This is a genomic window from Desulfovibrio sp. 7SRBS1, from assembly GCF_049723905.1.
In the GTDB taxonomy this organism is placed as follows: Bacteria; Desulfobacterota; Desulfovibrionia; order Desulfovibrionales; family Desulfovibrionaceae.
This window is the reverse complement of the sequence record NZ_JBJKFD010000001.1, coordinates 2,942,751-2,961,490: the sequence shown is the minus strand read 5'-3', so window position 1 is coordinate 2,961,490 and position 18,740 is coordinate 2,942,751. Positions and strand designations below refer to the sequence as shown.

Annotated in this window: 17 protein-coding genes; 8 read left to right on the top strand and 9 right to left on the bottom strand. The window is 58.0% G+C overall.

What is annotated here, in order from left to right:
- Positions 1-4 precede the first annotated feature (4 nt).
- The 3 genes from ACI0FJ_RS13390 to ACI0FJ_RS13380 all read left to right on the top strand — a co-directional run bounded on the left by ACI0FJ_RS13390 (position 5) and on the right by ACI0FJ_RS13380 (position 2,943).
- The gene (locus ACI0FJ_RS13390; protein ID WP_424304359.1) at positions 5-1,114 is read left to right on the top strand and encodes a polysaccharide deacetylase family protein; all 1,110 of its coding nucleotides are present in this window, start codon (positions 5-7) and stop codon (positions 1,112-1,114) included.
- A gap of 355 nt (positions 1,115-1,469) precedes the next feature.
- Positions 1,470-2,483 (top strand): TIGR01212 family radical SAM protein, encoded by a 1,014-nt coding sequence (locus tag ACI0FJ_RS13385; protein WP_424304357.1) that lies wholly within the window; start codon positions 1,470-1,472, stop codon positions 2,481-2,483.
- Positions 2,461-2,943, top strand: a complete 483-nt coding sequence (locus tag ACI0FJ_RS13380) for a methylated-DNA--[protein]-cysteine S-methyltransferase (protein ID WP_424304355.1) — start codon at positions 2,461-2,463, stop codon at positions 2,941-2,943. Before ACI0FJ_RS13385 ends, ACI0FJ_RS13380 begins: the two co-directional genes overlap by 23 nt.
- Here the strand turns inward: ACI0FJ_RS13380 and ACI0FJ_RS13375 are convergent, their stop codons facing one another.
- From ACI0FJ_RS13375 to ACI0FJ_RS13365, 3 genes are all read right to left on the bottom strand, one after another.
- On the bottom strand, positions 2,944-3,552 hold the full coding sequence (locus tag ACI0FJ_RS13375) for a hypothetical protein (RefSeq protein ID WP_424304353.1): 609 nt from the start codon (positions 3,550-3,552) through the stop codon (positions 2,944-2,946).
- Between the two features lie 57 nt (positions 3,553-3,609).
- A complete protein-coding gene (locus ACI0FJ_RS13370; RefSeq protein WP_424304352.1) occupies positions 3,610-4,134 on the bottom strand; it encodes a hypothetical protein in 525 nt (174 codons plus the stop codon).
- A 108-nt stretch (positions 4,135-4,242) separates the two neighbouring features.
- A complete protein-coding gene (locus ACI0FJ_RS13365) occupies positions 4,243-6,684 on the bottom strand; it encodes a DNA internalization-related competence protein ComEC/Rec2 (RefSeq protein WP_424304350.1) in 2,442 nt (813 codons plus the stop codon).
- Between the two features lie 212 nt (positions 6,685-6,896).
- On the opposite strand from ACI0FJ_RS13365, the gene ACI0FJ_RS13360 reads away from it, so the two are divergent.
- Complete coding sequence (locus ACI0FJ_RS13360; protein ID WP_424304348.1) at positions 6,897-8,642, top strand: PAS domain-containing sensor histidine kinase; 1,746 nt, start codon at positions 6,897-6,899, stop codon at positions 8,640-8,642.
- Positions 8,593-9,972, top strand: a complete 1,380-nt coding sequence (locus tag ACI0FJ_RS13355) for a sigma-54-dependent transcriptional regulator (protein ID WP_424304346.1) — start codon at positions 8,593-8,595, stop codon at positions 9,970-9,972. Before ACI0FJ_RS13360 ends, ACI0FJ_RS13355 begins: the two co-directional genes overlap by 50 nt.
- Before the next feature lie 476 nt (positions 9,973-10,448).
- Here the strand turns inward: ACI0FJ_RS13355 and ACI0FJ_RS13350 are convergent, their stop codons facing one another.
- Positions 10,449-10,943 carry a DUF2867 domain-containing protein gene (locus ACI0FJ_RS13350; RefSeq protein ID WP_424304344.1) on the bottom strand — a complete coding sequence of 165 codons (495 nt, stop codon included), beginning with the start codon at positions 10,941-10,943 and terminating at the stop codon, positions 10,449-10,451.
- A 200-nt stretch (positions 10,944-11,143) separates the two neighbouring features.
- Between ACI0FJ_RS13350 and ACI0FJ_RS13345 the strand changes: the two genes are divergently transcribed.
- Positions 11,144-11,470: an antibiotic biosynthesis monooxygenase family protein gene (locus ACI0FJ_RS13345; protein ID WP_424304342.1), complete on the top strand. Its 327-nt coding sequence runs from the start codon at positions 11,144-11,146 to the stop codon at positions 11,468-11,470.
- Positions 11,471-11,605: 135 nt separating this feature from the next.
- Here ACI0FJ_RS13345 and ACI0FJ_RS13340 read toward each other — a convergent pair whose 3' ends face one another.
- Complete coding sequence (locus ACI0FJ_RS13340; RefSeq protein ID WP_424304340.1) at positions 11,606-12,100, bottom strand: acyl-CoA thioesterase; 495 nt, start codon at positions 12,098-12,100, stop codon at positions 11,606-11,608.
- Between the two features lie 420 nt (positions 12,101-12,520).
- On the opposite strand from ACI0FJ_RS13340, the gene ACI0FJ_RS13335 reads away from it, so the two are divergent.
- Both ACI0FJ_RS13335 and ACI0FJ_RS13330 read left to right on the top strand, forming a co-directional pair.
- Positions 12,521-13,759, top strand: a complete 1,239-nt coding sequence (locus ACI0FJ_RS13335; protein ID WP_424304338.1) for a sigma-54 interaction domain-containing protein — start codon at positions 12,521-12,523, stop codon at positions 13,757-13,759.
- Between the two features lie 240 nt (positions 13,760-13,999).
- Positions 14,000-14,674 (top strand): hypothetical protein, encoded by a 675-nt coding sequence (locus ACI0FJ_RS13330; protein WP_424304336.1) that lies wholly within the window; start codon positions 14,000-14,002, stop codon positions 14,672-14,674.
- A 338-nt stretch (positions 14,675-15,012) separates the two neighbouring features.
- Here ACI0FJ_RS13330 and ACI0FJ_RS13325 read toward each other — a convergent pair whose 3' ends face one another.
- From ACI0FJ_RS13325 to ACI0FJ_RS13310, 4 genes are all read right to left on the bottom strand, one after another.
- Positions 15,013-15,723 (bottom strand): BACON domain-containing protein, encoded by a 711-nt coding sequence (locus ACI0FJ_RS13325; protein WP_424304334.1) that lies wholly within the window; start codon positions 15,721-15,723, stop codon positions 15,013-15,015.
- Between the two features lie 407 nt (positions 15,724-16,130).
- Positions 16,131-16,898 (bottom strand): substrate-binding periplasmic protein, encoded by a 768-nt coding sequence (locus tag ACI0FJ_RS13320; RefSeq protein ID WP_424304332.1) that lies wholly within the window; start codon positions 16,896-16,898, stop codon positions 16,131-16,133.
- A gap of 118 nt (positions 16,899-17,016) precedes the next feature.
- Positions 17,017-17,820 (bottom strand): substrate-binding periplasmic protein, encoded by an 804-nt coding sequence (locus ACI0FJ_RS13315; RefSeq protein WP_424304330.1) that lies wholly within the window; start codon positions 17,818-17,820, stop codon positions 17,017-17,019.
- Between the two features lie 66 nt (positions 17,821-17,886).
- Positions 17,887-18,660 carry a substrate-binding periplasmic protein gene (locus tag ACI0FJ_RS13310; RefSeq protein WP_424304328.1) on the bottom strand — a complete coding sequence of 258 codons (774 nt, stop codon included), beginning with the start codon at positions 18,658-18,660 and terminating at the stop codon, positions 17,887-17,889.
- Between the last annotated feature and the right edge of the window lie 80 nt (positions 18,661-18,740).

Sequence of the window (18,740 nt, the reverse complement as noted above, 5' to 3'; positions counted from 1 at the left end):
TACAATGTGTCGTCTGAATGCTTTTTTGTGTGAGCGCGTTGTCCTCGTTCTCCTCGTACTGTCCTTGCTTTTTTCCGTAAGCTGCGCGGCAAAAGACGAGAGTGAGCAGCTGGCCGAAACTCCCGACGCGCTGCTCCACGCCCTGTGGACGCCTGAACAGCTGGCCGGAACACCTCAGGACATCAAGGGGCAGCCAGCCCTGAAAACGCCCGATTTCTCCGGTCCCGCACGCCGCAGGCCCCTGCATAATCTGCCGCCTGTTCAGCCCGGCCATATTCGCGCGGTCCATATTCCCTTGGAAAATTTTCACTCCACAAACGCCACTGCGCCCAATCCCAATCTGATCGCGCTCACCTTCGACCTCTGCGAACTCACCAGCCGTGTCAGCGGCTACAATGCCGAGCTGGTCAACCTGCTGCGCAAGGAGCGCATACCCGCCACGTTTTTCGCGGGCGGCAAATGGATGCGCGACCACCCGGAAAAGACCATACAGCTCATGGCCGATCCACTTTTCGAAATCGGCAACCACAACTGGACCCACGGCAATATGGGCGTGATGGACAAATCCCAGATGCGTGACCAGATTCTCTTTACCCAGGCCCAGTACGAGCTGCTGCGCGAACAGCTGGCTCAGCGCGCCGCAAAGGCCGGACTTGCCGCACAAATGGACGCCATACCCCAGGTGCCCACGCTCTACCGCCTGCCCTATGCCCGGTCCTCCAAAGATGCGGTCCAGCTTATTGCCCGGCTTGGCCTCACCTCCATTCTGTGGGACTGCCAGGGCGAAGAAAAAAGACTTCCCTCCATCTTTCCCAATACCAGCCGCAGCCACGTAGCCACAGGCTTTCCCCCCGGTTCCGTCGTTTCCGGCTCCATCATGCTGCTGCACGGCAACGGCATTCCCAAGCGTACAAATACCAACCTGCCGCAGATAATCCGCCAGCTCAAGGCACACGGCTTTACCTTTCTGTCCGTCTCCGAGCTGCTCAAACGCGGTACGCCCATTCGTACCAACAAAGGGTATTTCATGCATCCCAACGATAATGCCGCAGTCGATGCCATGTTCGGAAACGGCACCGTAGGGTCGTCATGGTGGAAAAAGCATAAAAAATAAGGCGGGGCGCTGCCCCGCACCCCGCCAGGGCCATGATGGCCCTGGACCCACGCTTTGTACGCGACAAAAAAGGTTGGATAACGAACTGCGTTCGTTTCCCAACCTTTTTTGTCGCGTACAGGAGGCCATTTTGAGAACCCTCTTCGGGTAAGGTTGTTGTCTTTATATCGAATTTTATCCTCTGCCTCGTATTTTTGAATGTTCAACTGCTCCCGGCGTTTCGCCGGAAGCAGTTGAACATTCAAAAGTCGCAGGTCCAGGAGGCCGTTGCCTCCTGGCGGGGGCTCGGGGGCAGCGCCCCCGCCATCCTTATCCTCGTACTTGCTCTTCCTCACAGCTTATACGAAGATGCCGCATGCAAAATGACGTACAGTTTCGGTATTACGCCTTGTACGCGTACTTCAGGCAGCGTTTTGGCTGTCGGGTGCAGAAGGTGGCCTTGGACGCTGGTTTTTCGTGCCCCAACAGGGACGGGACCATTTCGCGGCAGGGTTGTTGGTTTTGCGGCCCTGGCGGTTCTGGTTCCGGGCTTCTGGCGCAGGGCATGGATTTGCGCCAGCAGTGGGACTATTGGTGCGAGCGGTTTGAAGCGCGCTATAAAAATTGCAAGTTCATGGCCTATTTGCAGTCGTATTCCAATACACACGGGCCGCTGGAAAAGGTGGAAGCGACCTTGCGGACCATTTCCGAACTGCCGCAGTGTGCGGGGCTGTCATTGGGGACGAGGCCGGATTGCCTGGAGGGCGGGCGTCTGGAGCTTCTGAAAAAGTATTCGGTTGGCGAAACCTGGCTGGAGCTGGGGTTGCAGACCGTGAATGAAGCGACCCTGGCGCGGATCAATCGGGGCCATGGCGTGGATGTTTTTGCCCGGGCCTGTCACGATGCGGCCGCCTTTGGGTTGAAGGTGTGCGCGCATGTTATTTTCGGCCTGCCGGGTGATGGATACGACGATGCCATGCGGACCATCGAGTTCGTGAACGGGCTGCCCGTGCATGGAATAAAATTTCACAATTTGTTTGTGTGCAAGGGGAGCGTGCTGGCCAGGGAATGGGAGAGCGGCCGGTACGAACCCTTGGATCGTGAGGTTTACATAAACACGCTGCTGGACGGGCTGGAACGGCTGCGCCCCGACATCGTGGTGCAGCGCCTGAGCGGCGATGCCATGGAGGACGAGCTGCTGGCCCCTGAGTGGGCCAGAGACAAGGGCGCGCTGCTGGGCAGGATACGTGACGAGCTGAAGCGGCGCGACATGTGGCAGGGCAGGTTGTGCTGTGGGCAAGGCAACAGGGTGGAGGCGGCAATGCCGGAATGGTTTGCGGCCTCGGGAAGATTGCCGGAGGTGCAGAATGGTAGGGGAATTGGTTTGTGAGGTGATTGTCGGCAGACCGTTGCAATTGACCCTGTGGTGGGACAGGGGCTTGCTGGATCATATTGATCTGGCCTGGGCAGGCAACGGCGAAGGAGCGGATGCTCCTGCATTTTCCAAATGGGGCAGGGTGGTTGAAGAGGCCTTGCACAAATATGTCCGGGGCGAGGCTGTGCAGTGGCCCGACCTGCCGTACCGGTGGGAGCGGACCACAGAGTTTCGCACCCGCGTTTTAAAGGAACTGCAAAACGTCCCGGCCGGTGAAACCCTAAGCTACGGGGAGCTGGCAAAACGGGTGGGCTCGCCCAGGGCCTCGCGTGCCGTGGGCGGCTGCATGGCGACCAACCGTTGGCCGCTGCTCATTCCCTGCCACCGGGTGCTTGCTTCTGGCGGCAAGCTTGGCGGGTACGGACCGGGGCTGGATATGAAGCAATGGCTGCTGGAGCTGGAAGGGGCGTTGTAGCTATTCCGTCTTGAGGAACTTGTCGAGGTCCTCAAGGAACTTTTCATCGTGGCTCAGGCCGCCTTCGCAGGTTATGAGCACATCCACGAACATGGATCGGAACCTGTCCGATGTCATGCACTCAACAACGACGCGTCGGCTGTTTTCCGTAAGCACCGAGGGCACTCTGCCCGATTTGTTTTCCCCGCCTTTGATGGTGGCTGTTGCCGGCTCGGACGCTCCTCCCGATCCATACGCCGCGCCGATTCTGCAAAAAGTCTCCTGCTCCGGGTCCTTCCCCTGAATGGCGTATATAATGTGCAGGCCGTCGCAGGCTTTGGGCAGCTTGCCGACCTTCTTCAGCTTGGCCTGCTGGTTGCCCATTATACCGTCCGGGTCTCCCTGCATGGTCATGGATATGATGGTTGTCTTTTTCCCTTTGGCCTGGGCCGGAACAGGGGAGCAGACACAGAACAGAAGTGCAAGCAGGACGACCGCGGCCACCGCGGCCACGGCGGCCACGGTTACGGGGGGAAGTGCGACGAATGGGCTAGGGGTGGAGGTAAAAACGGTGCAATAGTTTTTCATCTGCTTTGCGTACAGGAGTTTGCGTATTGAAGGCAAGGACACTGTATTATACCGCCTGAAACTGCTCTCGTGCCTTTGCCAGCAGCCGGATGGGCCGCATTATTTGGTTTGCAGAAACGTATCCAGGTCCTTTGCAAAGGCCTCTTCGGCCGAGCCGCCTGTGCATTGCAGGGAAACGGAAAGCTGCATGGGGGTAAATCGCCCAGCGGAGCAGGTAATGTGCAGATGGCGCACGGGGGTGTCGGGCACCGGCCCTGCCGAGCCGGAAAGCACTGCCGCGCCTTTGATGTGCAGATTGATCGGGGTGGAGTGGCTTTGTTTCTTGTCGAAGACGATCCAGATACGGCAAAGGCTGCCCTGGTTCGGGTCGTTGCCATGCAATGTATAGCCGATGCTTTTCCCTTTGCAGCTGGGGGGAATGGGCACGACCAGGGATTTGACGCATTGGGTTGTGTGGTTTGTGCCGCCGGGGCCGGTGTTCCATTGGCGGTTGACCAGGGTGATGGGACCGGAAGGAGACCCCCCCTGTGCGACCGTCTGGGTGACTGCCTGGGCGCAAAGCGGCCCTGCAAGGCTTGTTGCTGCAAAGGTGAAAAACAGCAGGCAAAAGAGTTGGCGAAACATGAGGCGAACTCCCGGAGTGGCGATATGCAGGTGCACAGTCGGACGGTTTGTACAAGACGCAAGACCAGTATTGCACTGCTTTGGGGCGGGAGCAATACAAAGCACCAGTCAATGTGTGGGGAGCAAAGTGGAAATGCGCGGAGTGGAGGTTGGCCTGTCCCACTGCACCCGGACCGCACCGTGTGCCGCCGTGGTGAAGATGGGGATGTTGCGCTGCTGCAGGTCGCGGGTTACGCCCGGTCCGGGAAAATTGTAGCGGTTGTAGCTGCCGCAGCTGGCAATGGCGGCAAGTGGATGCAGCTGGTCGTATAGCTTTGGGCAGGCTCCGGTGTCCGAACCATGATGCGGCAGGACGAGAATCTGGGGGCGCAGTCCGGGCCGCTGGCGCATGATTTCTTCCAGGGGCGCGGCGGACAGGTCGCCGGGCAGTAGGGCCAGGTCGTTTCCGTCCCATTGCAGCACAAAGGTCAGGGAGCAGTCGTTGGGATCGGAACAATGCATGCCGGGCGCGGGATATACGCAAAGCAGCCGCACTCCGTGGCCCAGGTTCAGTGTTTCTCCCGGACGCATGGTCTGCACGGGAATCCCGCGCAGTGCGGCCAGGGCATGAAGTTTTTTCAGGTCGTGGGATTGGGGCTGGCCGCTGCCCAGCAGCAGGCTGCCCACTTTCAGGGCGCGCATGGGGTAGACAAGGCCTCCGCTGTGGTCGCGCTGGGCATGTGTCAGTGCAATGGCCCGCAGCCGGGGGCCTGTGCCTGCCGCCACATTGGGGGCTATGACCGCCTCTCCTATGTCGAAGGTGCGGGAAAAGGTTCCGCCGCCGTCAATGAGCACCTTGTTGCCGTTGGCCTTGATGAGCAGCGACTGCCCCTGGCCCACGTCCAGCACGGTCAGACTTACGCCGGGACGTGCCAGATCCCATCCCTGCACCGCCACGGGCCAGGCCAGCAGGCACAGGGCGGCAACCTGCCAGCGGATGGACAGGCTTTTTCCGGTATTGAGCCATATCAGGCAGAGCGTGGCAAAAAGATAATATCCCAGCATCACGGTCCAGCCGGGATGCACGCCCGCCACAACGGGCATGAGCCCGGCGCGGGAAGCAGCGCTCAGAAGCTGGAACACGCCGTCCAGCAGCTGGGCGTCCATTTGAAAGATAAAGGCCGCCGCCGTGTGCAGTCCCCCCAGTCCGGGAATGCAGGCCACGCTGGCCAGAGAGGCCAGAAGCAGGCCGAAAAATCCCAAAGGCATGGCCACAACGCCCAGAATGGGCAGCCACAGCAGGTTCCACCACAGCCCTAAGGGAATCTGTCCAAAGGCCTCGAGGCAGAGGGGAAACAGGGCCAGATTCGCGGCCAGACTGCACCCCAGCAGGCCAAAGGCCCAAAGTGCGGCAGTACGCAGCGGGCCGTATGGCGGCGGCCCGGCCACCCATGCCGCAAGGCGGCGCAGTATAGGGACCAGAGCGGCTATGCCTGCCACGGCCAAAAACGACATTTGCAGCCCCAGCTCGAACAGGGAGAGGGGATCGGCCAGGAGCAGAACGGCCAGTGCCAGAAACAGGCCGTCTAGGAGCACACGGGGCCGGTTGCCCAGAAGGAGCAGGCCAAAGGCGGCGAACATGACCGCGGCCCGCACCAGGGATGGGGTAAAGCCCCCAAGCCAGAGGTAGCCGAGTACGATGGGAGCGGCCAGCAGAACGCCCAGCTTGGGGCGTGGTATGCGCAGCAGCAGACCGGGGCGCAGCCGGGCCAGGAAAGCGGCCAGCAAAAATCCGAGCGACGCGGCAATGCCTAGGTGCAGGCCGGACAGGGCCAGGGAATGGGCCAGCGAGGCCTGGCGCAGCACGTCAACTGTGGATGCGTACAGGTCGCTCCGGTCGCCGGTCAGCAGGGCCAGCAGCAACGCACGGCCCGGAGAGCCCGGAGCCTGGAGTATGGTTTGGCGCAGGTGGCTGCGGAAGGCGTGGCCCAGTGGGCTGTTTGGCTCACCGCGCACCGTAACGGGCGTCTTTTCCCCCCTGGTATAGGTCCGGAAAAAGGCTCCCTTGCAGCGCCAGTAAAAACGGGTGTCCCAGCCCTCGGGATTGACGAAACCCCGAATAGGCATGACCCTCGCCCGGAAGGAAACAATCTGCCCCTTTGCCGGGCGCGGCGCGGCAGGATATTGCCACGTCCAGACCAGCAGGCCGGGCAGGGCCGTGATTTCGCCCTGCGGCAGTGTGCATTGTACGTTGCTCAGCACTATGCGCAGCCGGTTGTCCGGCAGGCCTTTTTGTTCGTGAACCGTACCTGTTATCTGCACTTTCGGGCGCTCGGCCACCCATTGCGGAACCTCGGGAATTGTGGGAAGCCGGACCCAGGCGGCAGCGGCCCCAAGTCCGAAGGCGGCCGCCAGCAGCAGGAGTGCTGTTTTTGAACGGATTTTCCCAAGGCCTGCGACCAGAAGAATGCATACCACGGACGGCAGGGGCGCCCGCAGACTGAAGATGCCCGCGGCATAGGCCAGAAGCGCCAGCTGCCGGAACAGAGGGCCGGGCATGAGCCCAGACATGAGGCGGTCAACATGGGGCGGGCCGGATGGCTTGGATCTAGGTGTCCGGACAGTTATGGATTTGGGGCGCACATGGAATCCGTTAATTTTTTGTCACTTTCCTACCCTGCCTGACAGCCTGCGGCAAGGTGGGAAAGGCCGGAATGGACCGCCGGGAAGGCATGTGGTATCTCGCATAATGCACATTCTTCACCACAGGAACATGTAGATTTATGCATTTTGATATTTTTTCGTTGGTCGCGGGCGTGGCGACGGGCTTGGCAAGCGGACTTGGAATTCACCTGTTGCGCCGGGCACATGCCAGGCAACAGCTCGGTTCCTGCCGTACAGGTCTGGTCCAGGCCGAGGGCCGTCTCAACGCCCTGTACGAAAACGCCGTGGTGGGGATGTTCCAGAGTACGCCGGATGGCGAGTTCCTGAGTGCGAACACGGCCATGGCCCACATGCTGGGCTATGATTCCACCGGAGACATGCTCTCCAACCTGCACCTGGCCGACCATATCTATTTTGAGCCTGTGGACCGGGAACGCATGTCCGATTTCATCCGGTCCGAAGGTGCTGTGGTCAACTATGAAATCCGCATGCGGCGCAAGAGCGGCAAGGCGGTATGGGTGCTCATGAACATCCGTCTGGCCGAGAATGCCCTGGGCGAAGAGGTGTTTGAAGGCATTGCCGTGGACAATACGGCCCGCAAGGTTGCGGAGCTGCGGTTCAAAAACCGCGAGGCCAAATACCGGCGCAGTGTGGAAACCGCAGCCGAAGCCTTTATTCTGACAAACAGCCGGGGGTATATTGCGGACATGAACAGCGCGGCCTGTTCCATGCTGGGACGTTCGCGCAGTGAACTCAGGGGAGCTTCCCCCGCCGAGTTCATGGACGCCACCACCCGGGAGTTCCTGCGGTACAAGGCGCGTTCCCTGCAACGCGGCCAAAGGCTGCGGTTCGAGGGCGGCGTGATCAACCACGACGGAGTGGTCGTTCCCGTGCTGGTGAACCTGACCCCGCTTCGGGAAAAAGGCGGGCGGCTGGCTGGCCATGTGGCTTTTATTTCCGATCTCACCGAGCAGCGCCGTGCCGAAAAGCTGCGCGAGGAGATCAAACTGCGCGAGGCGGAAAAGAAGATGTTCGAGGCGGAAAAGCTCGCCTCGCTGGGGCGGTTGATGGCCGGAGTTGCCCACGAAATCAACAACCCCAACAACTTCATCTATTTCAACCTCCCGGTGCTTCAGGACTATATCCGCGAAATAGGCGAGGCCCTGCGCGAGATGGACGCCTCGGGCGATACCGAACTTTTGGGCCAGTCTCTGGACACGGCATTGGACGATCTGAACCAGATCATCGTCGATATGGAGCACGGTTCCTCGCGCATTACGGAAATCGTGTCGCGCCTCAAGACCTATGTGCGCGAGCAGCAGGTGAAGGACATGAAGCCTGCCGATTTGGGCGCGGTCGTCACCAACGCCACTTCCCTGGTGGAAAAGGAAGTACGCAAGATGGTGAAGACCTTTGAAGTGGAAGTGGGCGAACTCCCTCCGGTGGAAATGCATTCCGGCCGCATAGAGCAGGTGCTTATCAATCTGGTGCTCAATGCGGGGCAGGCTGCGGACAAGGAGGATTCCTGGGTCAGGCTCCAGGTACGCCACCTTGCAGAGGATGACGAGGTCGAGGTCAGGGTGGCAGACAATGGACGCGGTATAAGCCGAGACAATATGGATCAAATTTTTGAACCTTTTTTTACGACCCGTGGCGGGGAAACTCCTCGCGGTGGAGAATCGGGCACAGGGTTGGGCCTGTTCATCACGCACCGCATCATAGAGGAGCATAACGGGTTTATAGGGGTGGAAAGCGCAGGCACCCAGGGGACCGTTTTTACGGTACGGCTGCCTGTTCGCCAAAGGGAGGAGACGCATGACCGGTTCCATTCTGGTCGTAGACGACGAAAAGCATTTTCTAAATAGCGTAGAGCGCAAATTGCGCCTGGAAGGTTTCCGGCAGGTTACGGCAGTGTCCGATCCACTGAGCGCAGTGGAACTGCTGGAAACAAATACATTCGATGCGGCCCTGCTGGACATCATCATGCCCGGCATGGACGGCTTGAAGCTTTTGGAAAAGATCCACGCCAAGTCGCCCCAGACCATGTGTATCATGGTGACGGCCAACGAAGATATTCCAAGCGTTATCCAGGCCATGAAGCTTGGCGCCTACGACTATCTGGTCAAGCCTGTCCGTCCGGACCGGCTGGTGATGGTCTTGCGCCGTGCCCTGGAGCACAAGCGCATGGTGGACCATCTTCTGCTCCGTCAGAGCGACAACGACCGGGACGGCGAGGAAACGACCCTGTCCGCATTCAGTCGCATAGTTGCCACGGGCGAGCGCATGCACAACCTGCTGCGCGAAGCCGAGCTGCACGCCCGTTCTGAAATCCCCGTGCTCATCACCGGCGAAACCGGCACGGGAAAGGAACTGCTGGCCCAGGCCATCCACAAGGCAAGCCCAAGAAACACCGGGCCATTCGTGCCCGTGAACATGCTTTCCCTCTCCGGCTCGCTCTTCGAGTCCGAGTTTTTCGGCCATGCCAAGGGGGCGTTTACCGGAGCCACCCAGGACAGGCAGGGCTACCTTTCCCGAGCCAAGGGCGGCACCCTCTTTTTGGATGAAATCGGCGACCTGCCCCTGGAAATTCAGGGCAAGCTGTTGCGCATCCTGCAGGAAGGGGAGTTCACCCCCGTGGGCAAGACCCGCTCGGTAAGGGCCGATGTGCGGTTCATTGCAGCCACCAACCAGGATCTGGAAGCCCTGGTGGAACAGGGCGTCTTTCGCAAAGACCTGTACTACAGGCTGCGTTTTGCCTGCCTTTCCCTGGTGCCGTTGCGCGAACGCCGGGAAGACATTCGTCCGCTCGCCCTGCATTTTCTCGACGTGTTGGGCCATCAGGTCACCATTACCGACGAAAGCCTGCGCAAACTGCTGAGCCACGACTGGCCCGGCAATGTGCGCGAACTCAAGGGGCTGATGGAAGCCGCAGCCAACCTTGCCCAGGGCGGGCCCATTGAGCCGCAGCACCTGAACCTTCCGGCCAAGGAATGTGCCTGGAAGGTCGGTGTATCATCCGTCATTGAGGACCCCGAAGAGCAGGGCGGTGAGATTCTGCCGTTGGCCGAGGTGGAGCGCATGCATATTTTGGCCGCATACGAGACCCTGGATCGCAACAAGACGCAGACTGCCAAGCAGCTGGGTATTGGGCTGGCTACCTTACAGCGGAAGCTTAAGGCTTACGGCGTAAAATAGAGAATGATGGGCCGGGAGAAAGGCGGCGATAGCGTCGTTGCTGCAGTAAATTGCTTCTGCTCGTGTACGTAAAGAGTACACGTCGCCTCGCAATTTTCTTAGCGCCTTGCTCTCGTCGCTTTTCTTCCGGCCCGCGTTAGTGGGCAGGGGCCGGAATTAAAGCAACGATAGCTTCGTTGCTGCAGTAAATGAAAGTCGCTCATGTGCGGAAGAGCACACTACGCGATTTCATTTCCCTAGCGCCTTGCTCTCGCCGCCTTTCTTCCGGCCCGTGTTATTTGGGTAGTGGGACGAAAGAAAAGAAGAAGAAAAGAGCCAGGGAAGCGGTGTTATTGGGTAAGCTTCTGGAAAGAGAAAAGAAGATCTGGTCGAACATCGGTTAGAGTTTCGTTTTCGAGTCGAATTTTCCCCTTTATATCGCAGGTCCAGGAGGCCGTTGCCTCCTGGCGGGGTGTGGGGCAGCGCCCCACTCTTTCCTACCGGGCTGCATGGCGAAGCATGGCCCAAACGACCACATGATGCAGGGGACGGATGATGTTGAAATAGATTCTTCCCGTCCAGTGGTGATAATAGACGATAGTTGCCAGGTGGAACCGTTTTGTTCCGTCGGGCAGGGGGTCTGCGGCTATGGCAAGGTATCCAGAAAGGTGTTTTTCGGTTGCTCCGGCTATCCAGTATTGATCTTCTTGGCCGCCCTTTACCTTGAAAAATGTTCCCATGTCTCCGGGCGTAAAGATGACGTCCTGCGGGGCGACCTTGTTTTTACCGGGATAGCCGTCTTGTTTCAGCCCCAGCAGCCGGACAAAGACGGCCCGTACCTTGTAGAGTGCCACCATCCAGCCCGGCATATAGGATAAGGCTGCGGCAATGAATTCGCGCAGCGACTTTGTGGAAACCGTTTGTTTGACGTCGACGTGGTCCGCACCGTCGCAAAGGGCGGCGATTTCCGGGATGGTATCGATGTATGGCATGGGCTGGGCTCCGGTGTTTACAGCGTGTGCCTGCTTTGTTTGGTCTTTTCAGGTGTTCAAAAGAACGCGTACCGCATTTTACCCACATCACACCAGTTTTTGATTAATCCATCCTGTATAGGTAGAATTCATTCGGATGTTTCTGCTTGAGGAACGGCAGAAGCACAGTGTGTTGGAACCCCAAATTATACGAGGTTGAAATGATAGCAAAAACCCCACCTCCCCCATACTATGCGGTTATTTTTACTTCGCTGCGTACGGAGGGAGACAATGGATACGCCTCCATGGCCGAAAAAATAGCAGCTCTGGCCGCTGAACAGCCTGGGTTTCTGGGGATGGAGTCGGTTCGGGAGGATTTGGGTATTTCGGTGTCGTATTGGAAGGATATGGAGTCCATTGCCCAATGGAAAAACAACCCGCTCCATCGGCAGGCCCAACAACTTGCCCGGTCAAAATGGTATGCGGCCTTCAAGGTGCGGGTCGTCAAAGTGGAGAGGGATACCACCATGGAAATGGGCGAGGAGTAGCTTTTTCTGGCAAGCTCCCGTAGTGCGGCGAAAGCTCAATGGTTCTTTGAAGTGCTCCCCATCCCGCCAGAGGCGGCCCGGTACAGATTGGACCACAAGGGACCGCCCCTGGTGAACAGTGATATTGCGTATTTCTCAGCCCACTCCGGCCTGGGAAATGTTTTCCCGTTCCCGTTCGCCCTTGCGCATCTGGCGGCGCAGTTTGGCTTCTTCGTTGCGGCGTATCTGGGTGGGGTTTTCCAGCACCAGATGGGGCACCTGGGTGGGTTTGCCGTCGTCCATGGCTATGAAGGTCAGGTAGGCCGAGGCGGTATGGCGTTTTTCCCCGGTATACAGATTTTCCGCCTCCACGCGGACGCCCACTTCCATGCTGGTATGGCCCACGCTGTTCAGGCTGGCTTTGAAGGTAACCAGCTCGCCAACATGTGCGGGTTTGCGGAAGTCCATACGGTCTATGGAGGCTGTTACCACGGAGGAGCGGGCGTGGCGCATGGCCGCTGTTGCCGCGGCCAGGTCTATGTAGCGAAGGATTTCCCCTCCGTGGATGTTGCCCGCAGGGTTGGCCTGCTGGGGCATCATGCGCACGGCCATTTCGGTCTGCGACTCACTTACGGGTTTTCCTTTGACCATGGTTCGGTACTCGCTTGTTTGGTGTTCGTTATTGGGAAGGGGAAAGGCGCTGCCTGTTTTCCCGGTCCAGAATCGATTCCGTTGCCGGATTCTTCTATATTATCATGCTGGTGGCGGGAGCTTGCAAAAAAATGTATTGGTTGGGAGCCAAAAATGTTGGCGGAATGATATGCATCCTGTCAGGGTGTTCCGTATGGGAGCCTTCCCATCGGCTTCATTCCTGTTGCTTGTGTCGATGCCAGAGTCTTTCATAAGAGCAGGTGTCTACGCCAGCCAAGGCAACAGGGCCGTTACACCTGTACAATCGAATTTCCCGTGATTTCGTTCTGCGCTCAGGCCGTTAGCCGCCTGCCGGATCGTCCCCCAATCAACCTGAACCCTGCGGAGTATTTCCTGGAAAAACTCGGCTAGGAGAAAGGCATGGAACCGGAAAACGAACTTTTAGGCCATCTTGCCAACATATGCGAAGATATAGCCAAGGGCCGCTTTACCGAGGCCCGCGATCTGTTCGAGATGACCCGCGTGGGCTGCTACCCCGCCACCGTGACCGGGCTTGCCGAAGCCTTCGGCATGATGCTGGTCAAGGTGGAGGCCAGGGAATACCGCCTGGAGCACATCATAGAGGAGCTCAAGGCGGCCAAGGCCGAAGTGGAGAAAATGCATCTGCGTCTGGCCAAGGAGAACAAGCAACTCAAGCGCAACCTGCGTTCCAAGTTCTCGCCGGGGCGCATCATCGGGCAAAGCAGGCCCATGGTCAAGGTACTCGAACAAGTGGAGAAAATTGCCGATACTCCGGTCAACGTGCTCATTACGGGCGAGACCGGAACAGGCAAGGAGCTTGTTGCCAAGTCCCTGCACTACAACAGCCTGCGCAGCGAACAGCCCTTTGTCGCCCTCAACTGCGCCAGCATCCCCAAGGATTTGTTCGAGGCCGAACTCTTCGGCATAGAGCGCGGCGTTGCCACGGGCGTGGAGATGCGCATAGGGCGCATCGAACAGGCCCACGGCGGCACTTTGTTTCTCGATGAAATCGGCGACATGAGTCTGGAAAGCCAGGTCAAGATCCTGCGGGTAATCGAAGAGCGCATGGTCGAACGCGTGGGCGGGCGCAAACCCATTCCCGTGGATGTCCGGTTGGTGGCTGCCACCAACAAGGAACTCAAGGCAGAGGTGGAAGAGGGCAATTTTCGAGAAGATCTGTTTTATCGGCTCAACGTGGTCGGCCTGCATCTTCCGTCCCTGCGTGAACGCAGAAACGACATTCCTCTGCTGCTGAACTATTTTCTCCGGGAACACGTCCTGCGCATGGGGGTGGGCAGCAAACGTCTGGCTCCGGGTGTTGCTGAAGCGCTCAAAGGCTACCACTGGCCCGGCAACGTCCGTGAATTGGACAACGAGGTGGAGCGTGCCGTGGTGCTTTCCCATGGCGAAGTCATCCGGCTGGAGGATTTTTCCTCGGATATTCAGATGGAGCTGGACGGCAAGATTGTGCATCGGGTTTCACCCTCCAGGGGCGGTGTGAATCTGGCCGATGCCGAAACCGACCTGATACGCCAGGCCCTGGGCCAGACCGGCGGCAACAAGGCCGAAGCCGCCCGCAGGCTGGGCATAAGCCGGGAAGGGCTGCGCAAAAAAATGAAGCGGCTGGGAGTGGTCTGATCCGTTTTTCCGTCCGGCCTTGCTGGTAAAGGGCGGATTTTCCAAGAACATATAGTTTTCGTAATGATTCTCCCCGGAGTGCGCATAAATCGTACTCCGGGGTTTCGTTTTTCGGGCCTCTTCCTGTTTTACCGGCCGGTATGTTTAAAAAAAATAATGTCAAAAATGGTGGCATGGTGTAATCTTGTTCATAATCCGGTTTCCCCTCGGTGCCGCGAGACTCAAGCCGGGAGATGTGCCATGCAAAGCCTGTTTGCCGTATTAGCTTTGGCTTCGGCGGGGGTTCTGGCGTCCAACCTGCTTCAGATGCGCTTCCATGATGCGGAAAATGATCAGCAGGACATGGAGAACCGGGACTGGTTCGATTCGGAGGAACAAGCCCCGCGTGAAGTGAGTCCTTTTGAACGTACGCTGTCCCTGGTGGTGTTCGGCGTGCTGTTTGTTGTTTTCAGCCTGCTTTTTCTGACCACCACGTACAGAGCGCGTCAGGTTCAGCGCGAAAATGCCCTGTCGCCCATTCAGCAGCTGGAGGAAAGCCGCCGCCATTGGGCCGAGCATACGAAAGAACCTCCAGCCGCGATCCGTAGCGCCGAAGGCGTGGGAGCTTCCATTCCCGCCGAAAGCAGGGAACGGTTGGAGGCTGTCCGCTCGACGTTGCGTCTGGAGGCCGCCCGCCGGTCGCTTGCCGGACTGCCGGGTGTGAAGAATGTCTATATACGCGATGTCGGCTCGTCCACAGTGGTTCTTGGCGTCGATTCCGCCCAGGAATCCCGGAAGATGGCCGAGGAAATGGCCCTGCAGGCCTGTTGGCTGCTGGAAGAGCACGATGTGACGAGTGGAGTGGTCCATGTGGTGGACGACGCATTGTACCGTCAGGGAAACTGGCAGCATCTTGCCGTAATGTGGTGTCCGTAATATCGTTAGGTTTGGCCCTGCCACAGAGGGTATGCCTCAAGCTCATTCCGACAGGAGGGACTGTCGAATGAAGGGGGCAAAAGGAGCGTTTCCAGCGGGAGCGCTCCTTACTTTTTGGGGAAACGTCCGAACGGGGTGTGCCGCCCCGCACATTGGCAGAGTCGGCCAGGTCGCAGACAGCGGAAAGAAGCATAGCGACAAGGGCAAAAGAACAAGGGCCATGGCAGGGGTGTCAGGGGCAAAATAGAGCAAGGGCCATGGGCAAGGGCGACAGGGGCGTTAGGGGCGTCAGAGGCGCCAGGAGAGCGGCCTTGTGCATGGTGCGTTGTTCTCTTTTCCTATTGCGAAAATTGCAGTGTGGTTGTCAGCACATAGAGCAGGTCGGCATTATGGGTCCTGGTGGCGAAGGCGTACCAGTTGGCGCCATGGTTCAGCCATATTTTGCCCCAGGAAATGCCGTTCTGGTCGGGAACGGTTTCGAACAGATAGGCGTCCGTGCCGTTGATGAAGGTCCGTTTGCGGACCTTGTAGTAGGCGGCGTTGGCACCGGAGTTTCCGGTTTCAATGCTGTTGAGGTCCACGAATCCGGGTGCCGAGGCGACCTTGAGTTCACAGAGTGTGGTTGCGGTTTCGCTGCTCCACTGGCCGGGCGCAATGCTGGTCATTGCGGAGGGGAGCCGGAAGGAAGCTTTCTCAAAGACGGCGGGCACGGTGTTGTTGCCACCGGACTGGGTAATGCGGACGCCTTGTTTGCCAAGCAGCACTTCGGCCGACCGATCCCCCGGGGTGACGTTTTCGGCGACGGTAAGTTGCAGGGTGGTGGTGCCTGTTCCCGCATAGCTGCTGACTGTGAGCCAGGTGGCAGGGCTGTGTATGGTCCAGGCCATTTTATTGTCCACATGCACGCTCAGGGCGGTTTGTCCGCCGGAAGCGTTGAACGAGGTTTGCGTGGCACTCAGGGGGGCGTTTGAGGAATCGGAACCGCTGCCGCAGCCGTTCAGGAAGGTCACCGTTAATGCGGCCAATAGGATTGTGAAAAGAGCGCGCATGGTCTCTGGTCCTCCTGTCGCGAACCGAGGTTCCGTTGTTTGGTGGCAAACATGGCCCCGGCGTCTGGTCAGCCCTGTTTCACGGCCAGTCCGGTTTCACGGCCAGCCTATGTTCGGGCCGGCCACCGGGCCATTCATTCGCCAAGGCCATTGCCAGGAAGAAGCGGGCGTATGCAGGGAGCTGGCAAAGTGCACTTGGGCAGTGGGCACTTTGCATAATGGCACAGAAGTGGTGTTGTGCAAAGTATATATGGATTTTGAAGGAAAGAAGACCGGGGTTTTGGTGCCCCCAATACGACCAATTCTTTCGGCTCGACCGGTTCGACCACTTTGTTCAGGCGCCGGAGGCTGGCAGCTGGAACCCCGCGGCAGATTCCGGATGCAGATCGCGCCAAATCTCCGCCGGGCTATTCGTATTTTTCCTGCATTTTTTTCATATAACCTTCAGCCTGCATTTCCTTCAGGGCCATATCGAATTTGTCGACCAGCTCCTGGGGTATTTTTTTGCGGGAGAAGGCCAGGTAGGTCTTGGAAATACTTATAAGCAGGGGCTTTCCGTCCAGGGTGGAAAGAACGGGTTTTATCGTCGGGGGGACACCGGCGCGCGGTGCCATTCGCTTTCCGGGCGGGCCTTGCCCGATCATGATGTCCATGCGTTTGTTGAGCAGTTTGGGGATATGCTGTTCCGGAACCACGGTGTATTCGATGCGGGAGAAGATGTCTTTTGCCAGAAGACGCTCCAGACGCGGGCCGTAGGCCCCGCCTTTGAGAAGCCCCACACACAGACCGCGGGCGTTGGACAGGTCCGGCGACAGGCGGATGTTGGAAGTTACAGGCTGGTAGGCATAATACTCTTCAACGTGGATCGGGGTTTCCGGGTAAATCAGAAAATAGGTGCGGTTTTCGGTGGAGGCGGCGTCGAGAATGCCGTCGGCCTTTCCGTTGTATACCATGGCCATGGCTCTGTTCCAGGGGTACAGGCGGATTATGGCCTTGTAGCCTATGCGGCGCAGTGCTTCCCGAACAACTTCCACATTGTAGCCGGATGGAGTGCCGTTGGGAGTTGTGAACTCCAGGGGCGGGTGCTCCGGACCAACCAGGAAAATTGTTTGTTCCGCATGCATGGGGCTGCAGAAAATGCAGAGGGCTACCACAAGGGCAGCGCATATTTTCATAAGCATTCTCAGTGCTTATTATATTTGGTCAAGAGTTGGTAGAAGAAATAAATTGATTGGGAAGACGCGCAGAATTTGTAGCTGGCAGAATCCGTAAAATGGGCGAGAAGGGCTTCCTTTATTCGTACGCCTCGTGAGTTTTTTTCATAAATCCTTCGTCCCGCATCTGCTCCAGAATATGGTCAATTTTTTCAACAAATTCCTGGGATACTTTTTTGCGCGAGAACGCCAGATAGGTCTTGGACGTGCTTATCAGCAAGGGCTTTCCGTCCAAGCGCGACAGCACGGGCTTTATTTTTTCTTCAGCTCCCATCCGTTGTGCCATTTTTTTGAGCGGTTGCTGCGCTTTGATGAACATGTCCATACGCTTGCTGAGCAGCTTGCGGAGATTGTGCTCCGGGACAACCGTGTATTCCACATGGGCGAAAGTGCCGTTGGCAATCTGCCTGGTGAAGCGGGGACCGTAGGCTGCTCCTGTAAGAAGTCCCACGCGCAGCTTTCGGGCATCGGACAGGTCTGGAAAAAGGCGAATATCAGTGGTGCTTCGCTGGTAGGCGTACAAATGTTCCACATTGATCGGGGTATGGGGGTAGCGCAAAAATGCCTTTCGCTCCGGGGTGAAGGCCGCGTCGAGAATGCCGTCCGCATTTCCGGCACGGACCATTGCCAAGGCCCGGTTCCAGGGCACTATCAGGATTTTTGCGCTGTATCCCATGCGGCGAAGGGCTTCCCTGGCAATATCCGCATTAAAGCCCCGGATATCGCCGTTCCTCGCAGTGAACTCCGAGGGCGGATTCTCCGGCCCGACCAAAAGCATGACCTGTGCCATTGGGCCCATTTGGCCCGTCTGGGCTGTCTGGCCCGGAGAGCTGCAGAACAGGGAGCTGAGCACCCAAAGTATGGCAAAGATGGTTCTAAACATGAATATAATTTAGACCATTTTCTTGCCTCGGGGTAGGGGCCACTCATTATTATTTGTTGGCTTCGTTTATTTTTTATACGCCTCGCGGGTTCTTTTCATAAAACCATCGTCCTGCATCTGCTTTAAAATATGGTCTATCTTGTCTACAAATTCCTGCGATATGTTTTTACGTGAGAATGCCAGATAGGTCTTGGAAATGCTCATCAACAGGGGCTTTCCATCGCGGCTGGAGAGCGCGGGTTTTATCTTGTCGGCAACCCCCATTTTCCGGGCTGTTGTCCAGAGGGGACCGTTCTGCTCGATGATGATGTCCACCCGGTCGTTGAGCAGCTTGCGGATGTTGCATTCAATACCCACCGTCTTTTCCACCTTTGCAAACAGAGGAGGCTTGAGCAGTGGAGAGAGGTGCGCTCCGTAATAGTAGTCGCGGTCCGTGCCAACGCGCAGTTTTTCAGCGCCGGAGAAATTCTGGTCAAAGCTGATGTCCGTGTCGGCGCGCTGGAATGCGTGAAAACGCTCTTCGTATAAGGGAGTGTGCGGATACAGAAGGTACGCGGAGCGTTCGGTAGTGAAAGCGGCGTCTATGATGCCGTCGGCCTGGCCCATGCGGACCAAGGCAAGCGCCCGGCTCCAGGGGACGAGTTGAATTTCCATTGCATATCCGGCGCGTCGCAACGCTTCCCTGGCAATGTCCGTATTGAAGCCCCAAACCTGCCCGTTTTCCGTGTAGGTTTGGGGTGGGTTTTCCAGGCTGACCAGAAAAATTTTCTTTTCAGCATGCGCACTCGTCCACAAAAGAACCGTGGACACCAGTATGAGAGTTTGGAGAAAACGCCGCATGGTATGATCGTATCCTATATATTCAAGGCAGATGGATATAAAAAAACCTCCGACCATGCGGCCGGAGGTTTTTTTTTCGG

What these genes read in the sequence shown, in the direction of transcription:
- ACI0FJ_RS13390 (WP_424304359.1), top strand. Translation starts at nt 5, where the DNA reads ATGTGTCGTCTGAATGCTTTTTTGTGTGAGCGCGTTGTCCTCGTTCTC.
- ACI0FJ_RS13385 (WP_424304357.1), top strand. Translation starts at nt 1,470, where the DNA reads ATGCAAAATGACGTACAGTTTCGGTATTACGCCTTGTACGCGTACTTC.
- ACI0FJ_RS13380 (WP_424304355.1), top strand. Translation starts at nt 2,461, where the DNA reads ATGGTAGGGGAATTGGTTTGTGAGGTGATTGTCGGCAGACCGTTGCAA.
- ACI0FJ_RS13370 (WP_424304352.1), bottom strand. Translation starts at nt 4,134, where the DNA reads ATGTTTCGCCAACTCTTTTGCCTGCTGTTTTTCACCTTTGCAGCAACA.
- ACI0FJ_RS13365 (WP_424304350.1), bottom strand. Translation starts at nt 6,684, where the DNA reads ATGTCTGGGCTCATGCCCGGCCCTCTGTTCCGGCAGCTGGCGCTTCTG.
- ACI0FJ_RS13360 (WP_424304348.1), top strand. Translation starts at nt 6,897, where the DNA reads ATGCATTTTGATATTTTTTCGTTGGTCGCGGGCGTGGCGACGGGCTTG.
- ACI0FJ_RS13355 (WP_424304346.1), top strand. Translation starts at nt 8,593, where the DNA reads ATGACCGGTTCCATTCTGGTCGTAGACGACGAAAAGCATTTTCTAAAT.
- ACI0FJ_RS13350 (WP_424304344.1), bottom strand. Translation starts at nt 10,943, where the DNA reads ATGCCATACATCGATACCATCCCGGAAATCGCCGCCCTTTGCGACGGT.
- ACI0FJ_RS13345 (WP_424304342.1), top strand. Translation starts at nt 11,144, where the DNA reads ATGATAGCAAAAACCCCACCTCCCCCATACTATGCGGTTATTTTTACT.
- ACI0FJ_RS13340 (WP_424304340.1), bottom strand. Translation starts at nt 12,100, where the DNA reads ATGGTCAAAGGAAAACCCGTAAGTGAGTCGCAGACCGAAATGGCCGTG.
- ACI0FJ_RS13335 (WP_424304338.1), top strand. Translation starts at nt 12,521, where the DNA reads ATGGAACCGGAAAACGAACTTTTAGGCCATCTTGCCAACATATGCGAA.
- ACI0FJ_RS13330 (WP_424304336.1), top strand. Translation starts at nt 14,000, where the DNA reads ATGCAAAGCCTGTTTGCCGTATTAGCTTTGGCTTCGGCGGGGGTTCTG.
- ACI0FJ_RS13325 (WP_424304334.1), bottom strand. Translation starts at nt 15,723, where the DNA reads ATGCGCGCTCTTTTCACAATCCTATTGGCCGCATTAACGGTGACCTTC.
- ACI0FJ_RS13320 (WP_424304332.1), bottom strand. Translation starts at nt 16,898, where the DNA reads ATGAAAATATGCGCTGCCCTTGTGGTAGCCCTCTGCATTTTCTGCAGC.
- ACI0FJ_RS13315 (WP_424304330.1), bottom strand. Translation starts at nt 17,820, where the DNA reads ATGTTTAGAACCATCTTTGCCATACTTTGGGTGCTCAGCTCCCTGTTC.
- ACI0FJ_RS13310 (WP_424304328.1), bottom strand. Translation starts at nt 18,660, where the DNA reads ATGCGGCGTTTTCTCCAAACTCTCATACTGGTGTCCACGGTTCTTTTG.